Below are 16563 nucleotides of genomic sequence, written 5' to 3'. Positions count from 1 at the left end.
CCGCCCCACTGCCGCCGCAACCGCGTGCGCCGCGGCGATTACTTGACGTTCGCGCCGACCGTTTCGTCCCAGTGCTTCGTGATAGTGTCCTTGTAGGCGTCCTGTTGGGACAGCGTCGGGAACACCACGTTCTTGTACGACGACGGCGGCGGCAGCTTGTCGAGCAGCGCTTGCGGGACCTTCTTCGCTGCCACCAATTCGTTGTAGCGCATCGGGTGGCAATAGCCGGTCAGCCAGCCGATCTGGCCTTCGTCGGAGTACAGGTATTCCATCCACAGCTTGGCGGCGTTCGGATGCGGTGCGTAGGCGCTGATCGCCTGAACGTACACACCCGCGACCACGCCGGTCTTCGGAATCACCACCTGCACTTTCGGATTGCCCTTCAGCGTGTCGCGGTCAGCCAGCGCGTTGTAGTCCCAACGCACGACGATCGGCGTGGTGCCTTGCGCGAGCGATGCGGCCTTGCCGATCACCGGCACGAAGTTGCCGTTCTTGTTCAGGTCCGCGAAATACTTGAGGCCGGCCTTGTCGGCCTTGCTTACGTCGCCCTTGCTTTGCGACAGACCTGCTGCGAACACGGCCTGGATCGCCTGATTGGCCGTGCGCGGGTCGCCGGCCAGCGAGACGGCGTTCTTATAGTCTGACTTGAGCAGATCGCTCCAGTCGGACGGCGCCTTGTCGATCATGTCGGCGTTCACTTCAAACGACAGCACGCCGTAGTAATCGCCATACCAATAGCCATCGGCGTCTTTCGACTCTTTGGGAATCGAGTTCCACGAAGCGACCTTGTACGGCTGCAGCAAACCCTCGGCCTTCGCGGTCGGACCGAACGACAGACCCACGTCGATCACGTCAGGCGCTTGCGGACCCTTATTGCCCTTGTTCGCCTTGATGGCTTCGACTTCGTCGCCCGAACCCGCATCCGGATTCAGCTCGTTGATCTTGATGCCGTATTTCTTCTGAAAGCCGGCCACCAGTGCACCGTAGTTGCACCAGTCGTGCGGCAACGCGATCACGGTGAGTTGGCCTTCCTGCTTGGCGGCTGCGACCAGTGCGTCGAGCGGCGCGGCCGAGGCGCTGCTCACGCCGGCTGCGGCGACACCCGCAGCGGCCGACATCGAAAGTAAACGAGCTAACGCGGTGCGCTTCATAGTTATCCCCATCCTCTGCCGAAATTGCTACGTTTGGAAAATTTCTAATTTCTAGCTCTATGGGCGCACACCTGTGCAAGCTCGCACTCGCGCACCCGCGCCATGCTCGGTCCGGCTCAGTCTGGATTCACCGGCGCCGAAAACATGTCGTGCTCCAGTCTATCGATGCGATCTGTACAAATCATGTCGACGCCCCATTGCGCCAGCAACTGCGCGCGCTCGGGATCGTTTACCGTGTAGGCCAGCACGCGCAGTCCGGCCGCCTTGATCTCGGCGACGAGCGGCTCGGTCAGGTACCGGTGGCTCGCATGCAGCGACACGCAGTCCAGTTCCCGCACGATGCGCAGCCAGTCAGCCGGCACCTCTTCGAACAACATGCCGCGCCGCAGCGAGGGTGCCGCCTCGCGCGCAGCAGCCAGTGCCTCGAACGAAAACGATGACAGCAGTGGCGGCGTTTGCCCTTGCCACAAAGTCAGCGCGCCGCTTGCGACCAGGCGCCCGGTGATCTCGTCGCGCCCTGGGCAGGGTTTGATTTCGATGTTGGCGACGATGTCATCTTGTGCACAGCGCGCGGCGGCCTCGGCGAGCGTCGGCAGATGCGTGCCGACGAACTGCGGCCCGAACCAGGCGCCGGCATCGAGCGCGGCCAACTGGTCCCATGTGTGATCGGCAGCGGCGCCATGACCGTTGGTGGTGCGTTCCAGCGTGTCGTCGTGCAACAGAAAGAGCTGGTTGTCAGCAGAGAGTTTGGCGTCGAACTCGACCATGCGGTAGCCGTAGCGCACGCATGCGTCGAAACCGGCCAGCGTGTTCTCCGGCGCCAGCGTGCCGCCGCAGCGATGCGCAACCAGCCTCGGATACGGCCAGTCTGCGGATAAGGTGCGATCAATCCCGTTTCCCACGTCTCGTTACCTTCCAGATAGAGCGGGTTAAATATGCCCTCGACACGTTCCCAGCTGCCACTGCCGTCATGCCACACCTGCGCCACGCAGCCTTTACGCGTGAGCCCCGCGCGTAGTATCGCGCCAATGGGCGACGCTGCGATAGCTGGCTGCACGGCCAACGCCGCGCACTGCCGCAATCTTATTGTCAGGATGCCGAACCGTACGGCTTCCCGGCAGCGAGGTATACAGTAGCGAACGGTTCAGACGGCAGATCCCAAGATCCATTATGGCGACGACATGTGTCTATCAAATTGCCAAAAAACGCCGCGAAATGCTCGAAATCGGACATTTCAATTCCTTTTCGAACATTTGATGTTCGAAATATGCGCCGCGCTTCGATCTGCGAAGGCTAAGGTTAAATACACAAACTTGCAAGCTGCCAAAAAAATACAACACAATTCGACTAAAGTAGTACGCTTGTCATTGTCCGGACACACATCCATGTCCACGATGACACTATTAAAACAAGCTGTGTGAACGCGCGTTCGCATCCAAGGAATAATGCATGTGGCAGGAAGACCGTCATCAGAGAATTCGCGCGTTGCTGTCCACGCTTCAACGCGTGTCGACCGAACGGATCATGGCGGACCTCGGGGTATCGCGCGAAACGGTGCGGCGCGATCTGCTCGACCTGGAGGCGCTCGGTGAATTGCGGCGCGTGCATGGCGGTGCGATCAAACCCGCCGACGAAGCGCCGATCGCCGAGCGCGCCCACACGCGCGTCAAATCCAAAACGGCGATTGCCAAGGCGGCCATCGGTTTGATCGCGAGCGGCCAGACACTTTTCATCGACGCGGGCACGACCACCGCAGCGCTCGCTGAAGAACTGGCCAAACTGGCGAACCTGACGATCGTCACCAATTCCATCGACGTCGCACTGAAAATGCGTGGCGCCGTGGATCAAACGGAAACGGCCAACGAAGTGATCCTGCTGGGCGGCTCGATCAGCGATCGGGCGATGGCGACCACCGGCGCGACCACTGTGCTCGACATCCAGCGCTATCGTGCGGACATGGCCCTGCTCTCGCCGGTCGGCATCGATCACCGGCACGGCGCGACCAACTACGATCACGCTGAAACCGAAGTGGCGCGCGCCATGGTCGCCAACGCAGACCGCGTCGTGATCCTCGCCGACTACAGCAAGATCGGTCAACGCAGCCGGATTTCGTACTGTCCGGTCGATCGGATCGATGTGCTGGTCACCAACAAAAAGGCGGCCGAAGCCGCCGACTTTGCATCGCTGAAAAAGAAGCTGGAAGAGATCGTTCTGGCTTAGGGCGCCGGTGCGTTCGGCGCTTTGCACGAACGCTTCAAGGAACACTTCATGGAGCGCTGCAAGCGCGCCGCGCAAGCCGCTTATTCCTTCACATGCATCGTGTCGAGCACGCGCTTGCGCAAGCGCGTGTCGCGCAGCGCGCCGGCAGCTTCGAGCACCGGATAGGCCGTCGAGCAGAACAGCGAATTGAGCCGCTTCATGTCGCTGATCAGATCCAGATGCAACGCGCTGGTCTCGATGCTGCGCAAGGTTTGTCCGGCGAGTCTGTCCAGATGTTTGTATGAATACGCGCGCTCCAGATCCCGAAAGCGCTCTTTCTCCGCCAGCAAGCGCTCGGCGCAACGCAGATCGTTATTCAGAAACACCGAGAGGCCAAGCTGCAGATTGCTGACGAGCCGTGCCTGCAGGTCGTCCAGTTCGCCCAGCCCCTCCTCCGAAAACGACAGCCGGTGCGCGATCTTCTTTTCCTCGATATCGCCGACGATCCGCTCGATGATGTCGCCCGCATGCTCCAGGTTAATCGTCAACGAGATGATGTCGGTCCAGCGGCGGCTATCGGCTTCGTCGAGTTGCTCGCGCGAGATCAGCGTCAGATAGGTTTTGACCGCGGCGTAGAGCTGGTCGACGTCGTCGTCCATCCGGACCGTTTCACGCGCCTTGTCGAGGCTGTTTTCATGGATCAGACCCGCAACGTTATCGAGCATGGTGCGCACAATGTCGCCAATGCGCAGCACCTCGCGTGCGGCGTTCGCGAGTGCGAGCGTCGGCGTGGAAAGCGCGGCGGCATCCAGATGCAGCGGCCGCAGTTCGCCGTTGGGCTGCGGCCGGTTCGGCAACACCCGCGTGCAGATACGCGCCACCGGATCGATCAGCGAAAGACATGCGCAGCAACGCAGCGTGTTGTAGATCACGTGAAAGCCGACCACGGCTTCGCGTGGATTCGCGATCAGCACCGGCAGCCCGCGTGCAAGCAGCGGCGCGAACGGCAGGATCAGCAACGCGCCGGCCAGCTTGAACGCCAGACTGCCCAGGGCCAGACGCCGCGCCGCCGCGTTCTGCGCGAGGGTGCCCATCAGCGCCAGCAAGCCGCTGCCGAGATTCGCACCGATCACGAGACACAGCGCCACCTTGAGCGAGATCACGCCCGACGAGGCAAGCGTTGCTGTCAGCAGGACCGCCGCGAGACTCGAATAAGACAGCATGGCAAATGCCGCACCGACCAGCGCGTCGAGCATGGTGTCGCCGGTCAGCGCGCCGAACATCACGCGTACGCCGGCGCCTTGCATCATCGGCTGGGCGGCTTCAACGATCAGGTGCAGCGCCAGCAGGATCAAGCCAAGCCCGATCAGCGTACGCCCGACCTGGCCGAGGCGGGTTTGCTTGCGCGACAGAAAGAGCGGCACGCCGAACAGAATCAGGATCGGCGACAGCCATGTCAGATCGAGAGTCAGCAGCCGCGCCATCAGTGCGGTGCCGACGTCGGCACCAAGCATGATTGCGAGGCCGCTGGTGAGCGGCAGAAGACCTTGCGCGGCGAACGAAGTGACGATCACCGCCGTTGCATTGCTGCTTTGCACGAGGCTTGTGACGCCAACGCCAGAAAGGAAGGCGCGCCAGCGGCTACTGGTGCTGCGCCCGAGGACAGTGCGCAGATCGGCGCCGAGCACGCGCAGGATGCCGGTACGTACGATGTGCGAGCCCCACACGAGGAGCGCCACACCAGCCAGAAGGTTAAGGAGAATCAACATAAGGCACTGCGCATCCGTTCCTGCTGCCATGACCCGAACCGCATGCCGCGTGAACCGGCACCCGGGGCGTTTATGACAGTAGTGTTGCACATTTTTGCCTTATTGTAATTTTGTGCTTTTAAATATACGCTCGTGCCGAACCGTGGATTGCTGTGTACCGGCTCGTCGTCCGGACCGCAATTCACTCGATCACTTCGTTTGCCCACTTCATCACAAGGACTCTGGATGAGCCGCAACCTTGCGCTGTTCGACCTGGACCATACGCTGCTGCCGCTCGATAGCGATCAGGCGTGGGCCCATTTCATCGCCGGACTGGGCATAGAAGGCGCTGCGCAGCACGCGGAAGAAATCGACGATTACTACCGGCAGTATGTGGCCGGCACGCTCGATATGGCCGCCTATCTGAACTACACATTGGCGCCCCTCGCTCGCCACTCGCGCGAACAGCTCGACGCGTGGCATGCGCAGTTCATGAGGGATGTGATTGCGCCGGCGATCCTGCCGGCTGCACGGGAACTCGTGCAACGTCATATTGAAGCGGGCGACCTGTGCTGCATCGTCACCGCCACCAACGTGTTCATTACGAAACCGATCGGCAAGGCACTCGGCTTCGAACATCTGCTGGGGATCGATCTCGGCACCGAAGGCGGCGATCCTTTGGCGCGCTTTACCGGAACCGCCGTCGGCGTGCCGACCTTCCGTGAAGGCAAAATCACGCGCACCGAGAGCTGGCTGGCTTCGCTCGGTCATCGTCTGCAGGATTTTCCGCAGAGCTGGTTCTATAGCGATTCGATCAACGATGTGCCTTTGCTCGAGCTCGTCACGCATCCGGTCGCGACCAATCCCGACCCGCGCCTGCGCGCCATTGCCACGGAACGCGGCTGGCCGGTGATTGAGCTGTTTGCTTGAGACTGCGCGGACTCTCGGCGCGGGCGGCGGCTACACACGGCCCTTCCACGGCACCAGCCGCCGCTCCAAAGCACGCATGCCGAGATCGAACAGCCACGCGATCAGTCCGATCAGCACGATGCCCATCACCACCACATCGGTACGCAGAAAGCTCGACGCATTGAGCACCATCTGACCCAATCCGGCAGTGGCAGCGACCATCTCGGCGGCAACCAGGGTGGTCCAGCCAAAGCCGATGGCAATCCGCAAGCCGGTCAGAATCTCGGGCAACGCTGCGGGCAGAACCACATGTTGCACGATCTGCCCGAAGCGGCCACCCAGCGAATACGCCGCATGAATCTGCTCGATGGTCGCGCTGCGCACACCGGCACGCGCCGCCATTGCAATCGGTGCAAAGCAGGCGAGATAGATCACGACGATCTTCGCGGTCTCGTCGATGCCGAACCAGATCACCACCAGCGGCAAATACGCAAGCGGCGGCAACGGTCGGTAGAACTCAAGAGGCGGATCGAGCAAGCCACGTGCAACCCGGCTTACGCCCATCAGGATTCCGACCGGCACCGCCGTGACCGCCGCCAGCGCGAACGCACCGAACACGCGCAGCGCACTCCATGCGAGATGCTCCGAGAGTGGCAAGCCGCCTTGAATACGGCCGTGCCAGGCGTCCAGAAATGCGCCCCAAACCGACTCGGGCGTCGGCAGGAAGAGTGGCGGCAGCCAGTGCAGATGCGTGGCAAGCCACCATAGCGCCGCGAGCGTCGTGACCGAGACCGCGCTCAACGCCGCAGTCGGGCCTTCGCCCGGCAAACGCCAGCCACGTACCGCCCGTGTTTTACGCCGCGGCGGCTCGCTTGTCTGGGTCAGGGGCACGGTGCCCAACGATTCACGTGAGACCGTCACGACAGCACCTCTTCCTGGTCCTGGTTGCGCTCACCCCGTTCGTGCAGACGGCGCACCAGCCGTTCGCGCCACTCGATGAAATCCGGCGACGACTTCACCGCACGCGCGTCGCGTGTCTCGAGAAAACGCTGCGCGAATGGCAGGTCGTAGCTCTCGGCGATGCGCCCGGGTCCCGGTGTCATCACAACGAGGCGTGTCGCCAGAAACAGCGCCTCCTCCACGCTATGCGTAATGAAGAACACCGTCTTGCGTGTGCGGCCCCAAACGTCGAGCACGAGTTCCTGCATCGACTCGCGCGTCATCGCGTCGAGCGCGCCCATCGGTTCGTCCATCAGCAGCACTTGCGGATCGCTTGCCAGCGCGCGTGCAATACCCACGCGCTGCTGCATGCCGCCCGAAAGCGCGTAGACCCGCGAGCGCGCATGCTTCTCAAGCCCAACCAGCGCCAGCATCTCCAGCGCGACACGCTCGCGCTGCGCCTTCGGCACGCGCTGAAAACGCAGGCCGAGCGCGACATTGTCGAGTACGTCGAGCCAGGGCATCAGCGCGTATTTCTGAAACACGACACCGCGATCCGCGCCCGGTCCAAGCACGGGTTCGCCGTTCAGACGCACCTCGCCTTCGGTCGGCTGAATGAAACCGGCGATGCAGTTCAGCAAAGTCGTCTTGCCGCAACCGGACGCACCCAGCGCAACGACGAACTCACCCGGTTCGATGTGCAGATCGACGTCAGCGAGCGCGATGTGCGGCGCCGCGCCACGTGCGCCTTCGTAGGCGACGTGCAGCCGCCGTATCTCAAGACCGCTCATCGCCATGCTCCATGATGCTGATGGGTCAGCACGTTTAAAAAGTTAATGCGCCGCACGCTGTACGAACTGCGGATCGACGCCGGTCGAGTAATCGGCCAGCACGTTCTGAATCGTGCCTTGCGTCTTCAGGAATGCAGCGGTTGCGGCGAGCGATTTAGCCGCGCCGGATTGTGCACCGCCGCCAAGCCATGCATTCGAGGCCTGCTGAGCCGGCGTCGGGAATGCATACAGTGCGAGGCTCGCCGGCACTTCCTGCGCGGTGGCGCCGGACTCCTTCGCAACCGCCTCGACCTGCGGCGACGTCGCGGTCCATGCCGACGTGTGATCGCGATAGCTCGCATCGGTCGCGGCCAGCACCTTCACGAAGCGCGCGACGAACTCGGCGTTCTGGCTCGCGAACTTGCGATCGACGACGAAGCCGTCGAACGTCGCCTTGCCGGTTTGCTGCGCGACCTGCCCGGACGTGATCAACACCTTGCCGTTCTTCTTCACCTTCGCCAGCACCGGGTCCCAGATGTAAGTCGCGTCGATGTCGCCGCGCTCCCACGCCGCTGCGACTTCAGGCGGACGCAGATTAACGATCTTCACATCCGACGGATTCACGCCGGCGCTCTGCAGTGCAACCAGCGTATGAAAGTGCGAAGTCGACACGAACGGCACGCCAATCTTCTTCCCCTTCAGGCCGGCGACACTGGTGACATTGGAACCGTCTCGCGCGACCAGCGCTTCGGCGTCGTTGATGTTGTCGAGAATCCAGAACAGCGAAATATCGACGCCCTGCGACAGTCCGGCGGCAATCGGACTCGACCCCGCTTCGCCGAGTTGTACCGAGCCCGAAGCCAGCGCGCGGATCACGTCGGCGCCGCTGCCGAGCTTGCGATAGGTGACCTTGTAGCCGGTGGCTTTCTCGACTTCGCCCGTGGCCTGCGCATAACGCCAAGGCACGACCATGTCCTGATACGCGATCACGACTTCTTTGGTGTCGGCGTGTGCAATGGAAGAAAGCGGCGCGGACAGTGCGAGCAGCGTAGCGAACGCGGCGAGCGGACGAAGCAAGCGGTTCATCGAGAAACCCCTTTAGTGTGTGTTGTCTGGGAGGCTTTCGACTATAGGGAGTTTGTCCGCGGACGGTTCCAATTAATCCGCGATTGCTAATGACGCTGTTCGAGCATTGCTTTTCACGCTGAGTTGGATCGGCGCGACTGCTGCGGTGGCCAGTAGATGGGTTCTAGCGAAGGGTTACGGATTGGGATGCCTTTGCGCAAGCTGGCCGTTCGGCGGATTGTCGTGCTTCCGCGGCAACGGCATGATCAGCGAATTGCCTTCAATTCGCATTCCTATGGTCGATTTTCTTAGCCGCTTGAGCTGGTTGTTTTTCAATATCGGCGTACCTGTTTTTGCGCCGATTGCATTGCTTCCTCTGTTGAACTTTTCGCGCTACTACCGGCACGCGGCGAAAGGTATTACGCGGCGATCCATTCAGGATGGCCAGCTTTTCTGGGTTGTCATTTCGATGTGTGCCAGCGCATGCTACGAGATTGGAGGTGCGTTGAGCGAAGCGCCGACGCGCAGCAGGTTAGCGCTCATGTTGGCCGCACTTCTCTGGCACGTGCTCTTTATCGTCGCAGCGTCAATACTAGTGTGCCTGGGTGCGGCCGATGCAGCGGCTCGCCCAGCGCGTCACGCGGGAGAACAGGAGCGTGATGGTTGGTTGATGTGGTTTTCGCTGCTCATAACCGTTGTCGTCGCAGTCTCCTTTTCCGCATCTCATTATTCGCTTACCTAACTAAATTCGGCGCTCTGATCTATAATTTTCATCCTAGTCGCACGGAGATCCAGCATGCCCAATTTGATCGACCGCCTCATCGAAGACCGCGCACTGCGCCATCGCTTCATCCTCTTTCTTTACCCGTTCACGATCATCGGCGGAATGATATCCGTTACTTGCAGTCTGCTCGCACGTTATTACCGTTAGGCAACGCAGGCAGATCTCAGGGCGGAACTGCTGAACCGCCACTTCTGCGCCCAAAAAACAAAGCCCGCAACATGTGCGGGCTTTGCATTTTCAAACTGATAACACACTAAACCGTTTAAACCACCCCGGCTCCATGCGCCTGCAGATCGGCGTGGTAGCTCGAGCGAACCATCGCGCCCACAGCGGCGTGCGTAAAGCCCATCTTGTACGCTTCTTCCTCGTACATCTTGAACGTGTCCGGATGCACATACGAGCGCACCGGCAGATGGTGTTCCGACGGCTGCAGATACTGGCCGATCGTCAGCATGTCCACGTCGTGCTCGCGCAGATCGCGCATCACTTGCAAAATTTCTTCTTCGGTTTCGCCGAGGCCGACCATCAGGCCGGACTTGGTCGCGACGTCCGGATGCAGCGCCTTGAAATCCTTCAGCAGCTTCAGCGAATGCGCATAGTCCGAACCGGGGCGCGCTTCCTTGTACAGACGCGGCACCGTTTCGAGGTTGTGGTTCATCACATCAGGCGGTGCGGCATTCAGAATGCCGAGCGCGCGATCCAGACGGCCGCGGAAGTCCGGCGTCAGAATTTCAATACGCGTCTCCGGCGACAGTTCGCGCGTCTGACGGATACATTCCACGAAGTGAGCAGCGCCACCATCGCGCAGATCGTCACGGTCGACGCTGGTGATCACCACATACTTCAGCTTCAACGCGGCGATGGTGCGCGCCAGGTTGCCCGGTTCATCCACGTCGAGCGGATCGGGGCGGCCGTGGCCGACGTCGCAGAACGGGCAGCGGCGCGTGCACTTGTCACCCATGATCATGAACGTCGCGGTGCCCTTGCCGAAGCATTCGCCGATGTTCGGGCAGCTCGCTTCTTCACACACCGTGTGCAGATTGTGTTCGCGCAGGATCTGCTTGATTTCAGAAAAGCGCGAATTGCCGGTGGCCGCTTTGACGCGGATCCAGTCCGGTTTTTTCAGCTTTTCGATCGGGATGATCTTGATCGGAATACGGGCGGTTTTGGCTTGCGCCTTCTGCTTCGCGGTGGCGTCGTAGGCAGCGGCGGGAGCCGGCACGGCATCAGGAGCGGGAGAAGCTGCGAGGTTCGCGGTAACGTCAGTCATTCGTTCGGTCCAGTCAGGCGGTGAGGGCACCGGCCTGCGGTTGGGCGACGGCCGCGGGACTGCCGTCGAGGTTTGCGGTGAGGCGTGCTGCAAAGGTACGGGCCACGTCGTCCCAGCCGGCGGCAACGCCCAGCGTTGCCATATCGACTGTTTCGAGCCCCGCGTAGCCACACGGGTTGATGGCCAGAAACGGCCGCAAGTCCATGTTCACATTCAGGCTCGCGCCGTGATAGCTGCAGCCGTTGCGGATTTTCAGACCCAGCGCGGCGATCTTGGCGCCGGCATGCAACCCGGCGTCCGGCCCGGGCGCCACGTAGATACCGGGGGCGCCCGCCTTGCGTTCTCCGACGAGATTATACGCCGCGAGGGTGTCGATCACGGCCTGCTCGATCCGGGTGACCATCTCGCGCACCATCAGCTTGCGTCGGCGCAGGTCCAGCAACAGGTAGGCAACCACCTGTCCGGGCCCGTGATACGTGATCTGCCCGCCCCGGTCGACTTTCACAAGCGGAATGCCGCTGTCGGCGGCCAGCAGATGCGCAGGGTCGCCGGCCTGGCCAAGCGTGAAGACGGGGGGGTGTTCGACCAGCCAGATCTCGTCGGGTGTATCGGTGGTGCGCGCGTCGGTGAACGCGCGCATCGCTTCGAAACTGGCTTCGTAAGGTTCGTTGCCGAGCCAGCGCAGCGTAAGCGGCGCCGTGGCGGGCAAGGGAGACGGGGAAACCGGGGTGGTGCACATGATCCCGACAGTTTACCGAAATCTGGGCATCCCCGCCGGACGCGCCCACTTTGGGACTCGGGGCGCTTCGTTTCGCGCCTGAGCGCCGTTCAACTTCAGCGCCGCTCCGCCATCGCGTCACGGCGCCGCCAGCGCTCACACCGTGCGCCAGCCCCCCCGCATGCGGGCCGCCAGCCGTTCGCCCACCCGCGCGAGCCAGTTGAGCGCACGCTCATCGCAGCGTGTCGGCACTGAAAACGCGACCTTCGCATGCGTGCTGCCCTCGGCGCTCAACCACAGCCGTTCGCCGCGCCGCAGCCGCAGCGTGTGGCCGGGCTGCAGCCAGTAGTCTTCGGTATCGTCGCTGCGCGTGACCCACACCGCACCACCATGCACGACCAGCTTGGTGCTGCGCGCTACCTTCATAGGAATGGTTTCGCCATTGCGGATTTCAAAGCCGATACTAGAGGAAATTTCTCGCATGATGCCCTCGCCAAAATTCGTTTCGTGACTACAATCCTAGGCGTAGCAAGGGTTTACGCAAAACGATCTATTTTCACCTCTATGTGAGAAATATTGCGATGGATCTCCGGCAATTGCCTCCGCTGAACGCCATCAAGGCGTTCGAAGCCGCCGCCCGCCACGAGAGCTTCTCGCGCGCCGCCGACGAGCTGTTCGTCACGCACGGCGCCGTCAGTCACCAGATTCGCGCGCTTGAGGAGGAATTGGGCATCGCACTGTTCGCCCGCGACGGCAAGCGCGTACGGCTCACGGACACGGGCCGCCGCTATGCCACACGCGTGCGCACCGCGTTGATGGCGCTGGCTGACGCCACCCGCGAAGTCCGCGCCGGCGACCGCGAACGACGTCTCGTCGTGTCCATGCTGTCCTCGTTTGCGGCGCGCTGGGTGACGCCGCGCATCGGCAGCTTTATCGAGGCGCATCCCCAGTGGGACCTCGAACTGCTGTCCACCAACGCGCTGACGGACTTCGCGCGCGACGACGTCGACGTGGCGATCCGCTTCGGCTACGGCAAATATTCGGGGCTGCACGCGGAGTTGCTGCTGGAGGAGATCTTCTTTCCGGCTTGCGCGCCGAATTTCAACGGCGGCAAGCTGCCGCAAACGCCGGCCGATCTGGCCAAGGTTCAGTTGCTGCGCTCGGACGACGAACTCTGGCGCCCGTGGTTCGACGCCGCCGGCCTCACAGACTGGCCTGAGCCGAAGCGCGGCGTGTTGTATCAGGATTCGTCGAACCTGCTGCAGGCGGCCATCGACGGCCAGGGAGTCGCACTCACGCGCCGTTCTCTGGCGATGCACGAGATCGCGGCAGGCCGCCTTGTGCGGCTATTCGATGTGGATGGACCGAGCCCGTGGCAGTACTACTTCATCTGCCCGCCGCAGATGCTCGAAACCGCGCGCGTCAAGGCGTTCCGCGCCTGGGTATTCGAAGAAGTGGGACGGTTCAAACAGCTTTTCGAGCAGGCTTGCGAGGTGGGCTCTGCTGCAAGCGCCGACCTCCCGGCGGACGCATTGCGCGTCACGCCGTAATCCGTAGGCACAGAGCCTGGCTGGCCTTAAAGCACCACCTTCACCATCGGATGACCAGTAAGCGCGCGATAAATATCGTCGAGCTGCGCCTGGCTGGTCGCGCGCACAGTAACCGTCAAACCGGTGTAATTGCCGCCGCTCGACGGCCGCGTTTCCACGCGAGCCGGATCGACTTCGTTATCGAACTGCCGAACCACCGTGACGATCGTCTCGGCGAACTCGGGATGCGACTTGCCCATGATCTTGATGGGAAAGTCGCACGGAAACTCAAGCAATGATTCTTTCGCTGGATTCACTTTCTACTCCTTGCGCTTCTTGCGCTTCCTTGGCCTTGGCGCGCTGATAGGCCGCGTACAACGCCGCAAACACCGCACCCGGCTTACCGCTACCGACCGGCTGGCCGTCCAGCTGCGTGACCGGCAGCACTTCCTTGGTGGCGGAGCTGACCAGAATCTCGTCGGCGGCACGCAACTCGGCTTCGGCGATCTCGCGCGCTTCGAAGCGAATGCCGCATTCGCCCGTCAGATCTTCGATCAGGCTGTAGCGAATCCCTTCGAGAATCTTGTGGCTGCGCGGCGGCGCATACAACACGCCGTCCTTCACCATCCAGATATTCGACGACGAACCTTCGGTCAGCATGCCGTCGCGAAACTGGATCGTCTCGAACGCGTCGTTTTCAGCTGCGTATTGCGCCATCAGAACATTGCCGAGCAGCGAGATCGATTTGATATCGCAATTGAGCCAGCGGCGGTCTTCGGCGGTGACGCAGCGCACGCCCTGCGCGCGCTGGGCAGCGTTCGGCAGGTTCAGCGGCGTGACCATCACGAACACGGTCGGCTGGATGCCGGCCGGGAACGCGTGACCGCGCTTCGCGACGCCCCGTGTGATCTGAACGTAGGCAATCGCGTCCTGATCGGCGCGCAGGCCCGCGTCCGCTTCATTGGCCGCAACCACGCGGTCGATCAGCGCGCGCCAGCCGGTATCGTCGAACGGATTGACGATGCCGATCTTGTCCAGCGAACGCGCGAGGCGCGCCAGATGATGCCGGAAGCGAAACGCCGTACGGCCGCTCGCATGCGGATACAAGGGCGCGACTTCGTAAATGCCGTCGCCGAAAATAAAGCCGCGGTCGAGAACGGGTACGCGCGCTTCGGACAAGGGCACCAGCTCGCCGTTCAGATAAACGATCGGGTCGAGCGAAACATCGGAAACAGCAGTCATCGCAATCGGGCTCTTACTTCTTCTTGTTGAACATCAGCATCAGCGAATCCCACACGCGGCCGACCACACCGGCTTGCGGAACAGCCTGCAACGCGACGATCGGGAATTGCGCCAGCACCTTGCCGTCGGCCACGAGCTTCGCGGTGCCGACCTGCTGACCGTTCGCGATCGGTGCGATCAGCGGATCGATCTGCTCGATCTGCGGCTTCACCTTGTCGCCCATGCCCTTCGGCACGGTGATGTACTGATCGCCCTTCACGCCGATCTGCACGGTGTCCTGCGCACCCTTGTAGACGCGCGGCGTGCCCAGCACCTGGTTCGCCTTGTACAGACGCACCGTGTCGTACGCGGTGTAGCCGTAGTTCAGCATCTTCAGGCTGTCCTGCACGCGGTCGTGTTCCTTGACCTCGCCCATCATCACCGAGACAAGACGGCGCGAGCCGTCGGCCGTACCCGGCAGCGAACGCTTCGCGCTGGCGATCAGGCAATAGCCGGCCGCCTGCGTATGACCGGTCTTCAGGCCGTCCACCGTCGGGTCGATCCACAGCAGACGGTTGCGGTTCGGCTGCTTGATCTTGTTGTACGTGAATTCCTTGACCGAGAAGATGTTGTAGTAGTCGGGGAAGTCACGAATCAGGCGCGCCGACAGCACCGCGAGGTCGCCCGCGGTGGTGTAGTGCTGCGCGTCGGGCATGCCGTTCACGTCGGCGAAATGCGTGTTCTTCATGCCGAGTTTCTGCGCTTCGGTGTTCATCATGTTGACGAACTGCGCTTCGCTGCCGCCCACCAGTTCGGCCAGCGCGATCGCCGCGTCGTTACCCGACTGGATGATCATGCCGTACACCAGATCGTGCACGGTCACCGGCTTGTTCGCTTCGATGAACATGCGCGATTCGTCGGTGCGCACGCGGCGCACCGCTTCGCTCGGCATCACCGTCTGGTCCATCGTGATCTTCTTCGTTTGCAGTGCTTCGAAGACGAGGTACGCGGTCATCAGCTTGGTCAGCGAGGCCGGTTCGACGCGTTCGTCGGCATTGCCCGAGGCGAGCACCTGATTGCTGGTGGCGTCGACAAGCACCCACGAGCGCGCGTTCACCGCGGGCGGCGGCACCTGCGCGAACGCCGTGCTGGCAACGAGCGTTGCCGGCAGCACGATGCCGAGGGTCACGGCACGGCTAAGCGTAGTGGGAACGAAAGAAGAAACTGACGGGAATGACGTGCGGCCGGAGGTGGAGAAACGCATAGGGTCGATTCGTGCGGAAAAATACATCGCGCGCAGGGCGCACAGATTGGAGGAGCCGGTCGGCGAGCGTCAGGCCGTAAAAACGGCGCGGCGCCCATTGGACTTCCGGCGACGCGATCGGTTCGCGCAGCACGCCTCGCATCCGGCACCGCTGCGCACGAGCAAGAAGCTACGCGTCGCGCGAACTGCCGGGTGGGCAATGCTGCGCCCAAAAAAGAGCGCTCATTATACGCGCGCTATCCTGGTATCTTTGAGCAAAGGTCGGCGATTAATTTGCGTTTGCACATACCTGTACCCCGGAAAACACGCGCGGCGCCCTCCGCGTGTGTCCCCAAGTGTGCCCCTTAGCGCCACGCGTCGACGATGATCCGCTTCAGAACGTGCAGCTTGCGATGCAGAAAATGCTCTGCCCCCGGAATCACGACCACCGGCAATTCCTGCGGCCGCGCCCAGTCGAAAACCGACTGGATGGGAACGGTATCGTCGATTTCGCCGTGAATCACGAGCGTGTTTTCCGGCACAGGCGCGACTTCCCACCGGCTCGCCGCGGTGCCCACGAACACGATCCGCTCGATCGCCTGGCCTTCTTCGCGCAGCTTCGCGGCCACGTGCGACAGCACAAAGGTGCCGAACGAAAAACCCGCCAGTACGAGGGGCAGATCGCCCTGCCCTGCCTGGGCGCGCATGTGGTCGAGCACGGCGCGCAAATCGTCGCGCTCGCCGATACCGGCGTCATGCTCGCCTTGCGTTTCGCCGACACCGCGGAAATTCGAGCGGTACGTCACGTAATTCAACTGCACGAGCGTGCGGGCAAGCGTCTGCGCGACCTTGTTGTCCATCGTGCCGCCAAACAGCGGATGCGGGTGCGCAACCAGCGCGATGCCGCGCGGCGCGGCGCCGTTCTCACGCATCTCGTCGGGCAGATCCAGCGCGACTTCGATCTTGCCGACCGGGCCGTCGATCAGATACTTCTTCGTATGTACATTCATGGCGCGG

General features: G+C 62.2%; 18 protein-coding genes. 5 read left to right on the top strand and 13 right to left on the bottom strand.

Annotation, left to right across the window (positions count from 1 at the left end; translation table 11 throughout):
• Positions 1–38: 38 nt before the first annotated feature.
• Together KHO30_RS26875 and ugpQ are read right to left on the bottom strand one after the other, a co-directional pair.
• Positions 39–1151 (bottom strand): ABC transporter substrate-binding protein, encoded by a 1113-nt coding sequence (locus tag KHO30_RS26875; protein ID WP_093645616.1) that lies wholly within the window; start codon positions 1149–1151, stop codon positions 39–41.
• A 116-nt stretch (positions 1152–1267) separates the two neighbouring features.
• On the bottom strand, positions 1268–2053 hold the full coding sequence (ugpQ, locus tag KHO30_RS26870) for a glycerophosphodiester phosphodiesterase (RefSeq protein ID WP_211702865.1): 786 nt from the start codon (positions 2051–2053) through the stop codon (positions 1268–1270).
• A 547-nt stretch (positions 2054–2600) separates the two neighbouring features.
• Here ugpQ and KHO30_RS26865 point away from each other — a divergent pair.
• Positions 2601–3371, top strand: coding sequence for a DeoR/GlpR family DNA-binding transcription regulator (locus KHO30_RS26865; protein ID WP_093645621.1), 771 nt, complete (start codon positions 2601–2603; stop codon positions 3369–3371).
• 80 nt (positions 3372–3451) lie between these two features.
• Here the strand turns inward: KHO30_RS26865 and KHO30_RS26860 are convergent, their stop codons facing one another.
• A complete protein-coding gene (locus KHO30_RS26860; RefSeq protein WP_211702864.1) occupies positions 3452–5119 on the bottom strand; it encodes a Na/Pi cotransporter family protein in 1668 nt (555 codons plus the stop codon).
• 225 nt (positions 5120–5344) lie between these two features.
• Here KHO30_RS26860 and KHO30_RS26855 point away from each other — a divergent pair, with 225 nt between their 5' ends.
• Positions 5345–6028, top strand: coding sequence for a histidinol-phosphatase (locus KHO30_RS26855; RefSeq protein ID WP_093645625.1), 684 nt, complete (start codon positions 5345–5347; stop codon positions 6026–6028).
• A 30-nt stretch (positions 6029–6058) separates the two neighbouring features.
• Here the strand turns inward: KHO30_RS26855 and KHO30_RS26850 are convergent, their stop codons facing one another.
• Genes KHO30_RS26850 through tauA form a run of 3 tightly spaced genes read right to left on the bottom strand, consistent with a single transcriptional unit; the run spans position 6059 to position 8802 of the window.
• Positions 6059–6928: an ABC transporter permease subunit gene (locus tag KHO30_RS26850; protein WP_211702863.1), complete on the bottom strand. Its 870-nt coding sequence runs from the start codon at positions 6926–6928 to the stop codon at positions 6059–6061.
• Positions 6925–7737, bottom strand: a complete 813-nt coding sequence (locus KHO30_RS26845) for a taurine ABC transporter ATP-binding protein (protein ID WP_093645630.1) — start codon at positions 7735–7737, stop codon at positions 6925–6927. Before KHO30_RS26845 ends, KHO30_RS26850 begins: the two co-directional genes overlap by 4 nt.
• 42 nt (positions 7738–7779) lie before the next feature.
• Positions 7780–8802, bottom strand: coding sequence for a taurine ABC transporter substrate-binding protein (gene tauA / locus KHO30_RS26840; protein ID WP_200651359.1), 1023 nt, complete (start codon positions 8800–8802; stop codon positions 7780–7782).
• A gap of 241 nt (positions 8803–9043) precedes the next feature.
• Between tauA and KHO30_RS26835 the strand changes: the two genes are divergently transcribed.
• Together KHO30_RS26835 and KHO30_RS39595 are read left to right on the top strand one after the other, a co-directional pair.
• Entirely contained in the window at positions 9044–9523 is a 480-nt protein-coding gene (locus KHO30_RS26835) for a hypothetical protein (RefSeq protein WP_244864145.1), read from the top strand.
• A gap of 54 nt (positions 9524–9577) precedes the next feature.
• Positions 9578–9712 carry a hypothetical protein gene (locus tag KHO30_RS39595; RefSeq protein ID WP_266211018.1) on the top strand — a complete coding sequence of 45 codons (135 nt, stop codon included), beginning with the start codon at positions 9578–9580 and terminating at the stop codon, positions 9710–9712.
• 115 nt (positions 9713–9827) lie between these two features.
• On the opposite strand, the gene lipA is transcribed toward KHO30_RS39595, so the two are convergent.
• From lipA to KHO30_RS26820, 3 genes are all read right to left on the bottom strand, one after another.
• On the bottom strand, positions 9828–10835 hold the full coding sequence (gene lipA / locus KHO30_RS26830) for a lipoyl synthase (protein WP_054035853.1): 1008 nt from the start codon (positions 10833–10835) through the stop codon (positions 9828–9830).
• Between the two features lie 13 nt (positions 10836–10848).
• A complete protein-coding gene (lipB, locus tag KHO30_RS26825) occupies positions 10849–11574 on the bottom strand; it encodes a lipoyl(octanoyl) transferase LipB (protein ID WP_211702862.1) in 726 nt (241 codons plus the stop codon).
• A gap of 135 nt (positions 11575–11709) precedes the next feature.
• On the bottom strand, positions 11710–12036 hold the full coding sequence (locus KHO30_RS26820; protein WP_093645639.1) for a DUF2917 domain-containing protein: 327 nt from the start codon (positions 12034–12036) through the stop codon (positions 11710–11712).
• Between the two features lie 98 nt (positions 12037–12134).
• Here KHO30_RS26820 and KHO30_RS26815 point away from each other — a divergent pair, with 98 nt between their 5' ends.
• Positions 12135–13103, top strand: a complete 969-nt coding sequence (locus tag KHO30_RS26815) for a transcriptional regulator GcvA (protein ID WP_093645641.1) — start codon at positions 12135–12137, stop codon at positions 13101–13103.
• A gap of 26 nt (positions 13104–13129) precedes the next feature.
• Here KHO30_RS26815 and KHO30_RS26810 read toward each other — a convergent pair whose 3' ends face one another.
• From KHO30_RS26810 to KHO30_RS26795, 4 genes are all read right to left on the bottom strand, one after another.
• Positions 13130–13399, bottom strand: coding sequence for a DUF493 family protein (locus tag KHO30_RS26810; protein ID WP_054035680.1), 270 nt, complete (start codon positions 13397–13399; stop codon positions 13130–13132).
• Positions 13371–14324: a D-amino acid aminotransferase gene (locus KHO30_RS26805; RefSeq protein ID WP_211702861.1), complete on the bottom strand. Its 954-nt coding sequence runs from the start codon at positions 14322–14324 to the stop codon at positions 13371–13373. Before KHO30_RS26805 ends, KHO30_RS26810 begins: the two co-directional genes overlap by 29 nt.
• 13 nt (positions 14325–14337) lie before the next feature.
• Positions 14338–15567, bottom strand: coding sequence for a D-alanyl-D-alanine carboxypeptidase family protein (locus KHO30_RS26800; protein WP_211702860.1), 1230 nt, complete (start codon positions 15565–15567; stop codon positions 14338–14340).
• A 344-nt stretch (positions 15568–15911) separates the two neighbouring features.
• Complete coding sequence (locus tag KHO30_RS26795; protein ID WP_093645649.1) at positions 15912–16556, bottom strand: alpha/beta hydrolase; 645 nt, start codon at positions 16554–16556, stop codon at positions 15912–15914.
• Positions 16557–16563 lie beyond the last annotated feature (7 nt).

It is taken from the genome of Paraburkholderia aspalathi (assembly GCF_905220735.1).
GTDB classification, from domain to species: Bacteria; Pseudomonadota; Gammaproteobacteria; order Burkholderiales; family Burkholderiaceae; genus Paraburkholderia; species Paraburkholderia aspalathi.
Note: the sequence above shows the minus strand (reverse complement) of the source record. Positions and strands in the feature narration are given on the sequence as shown.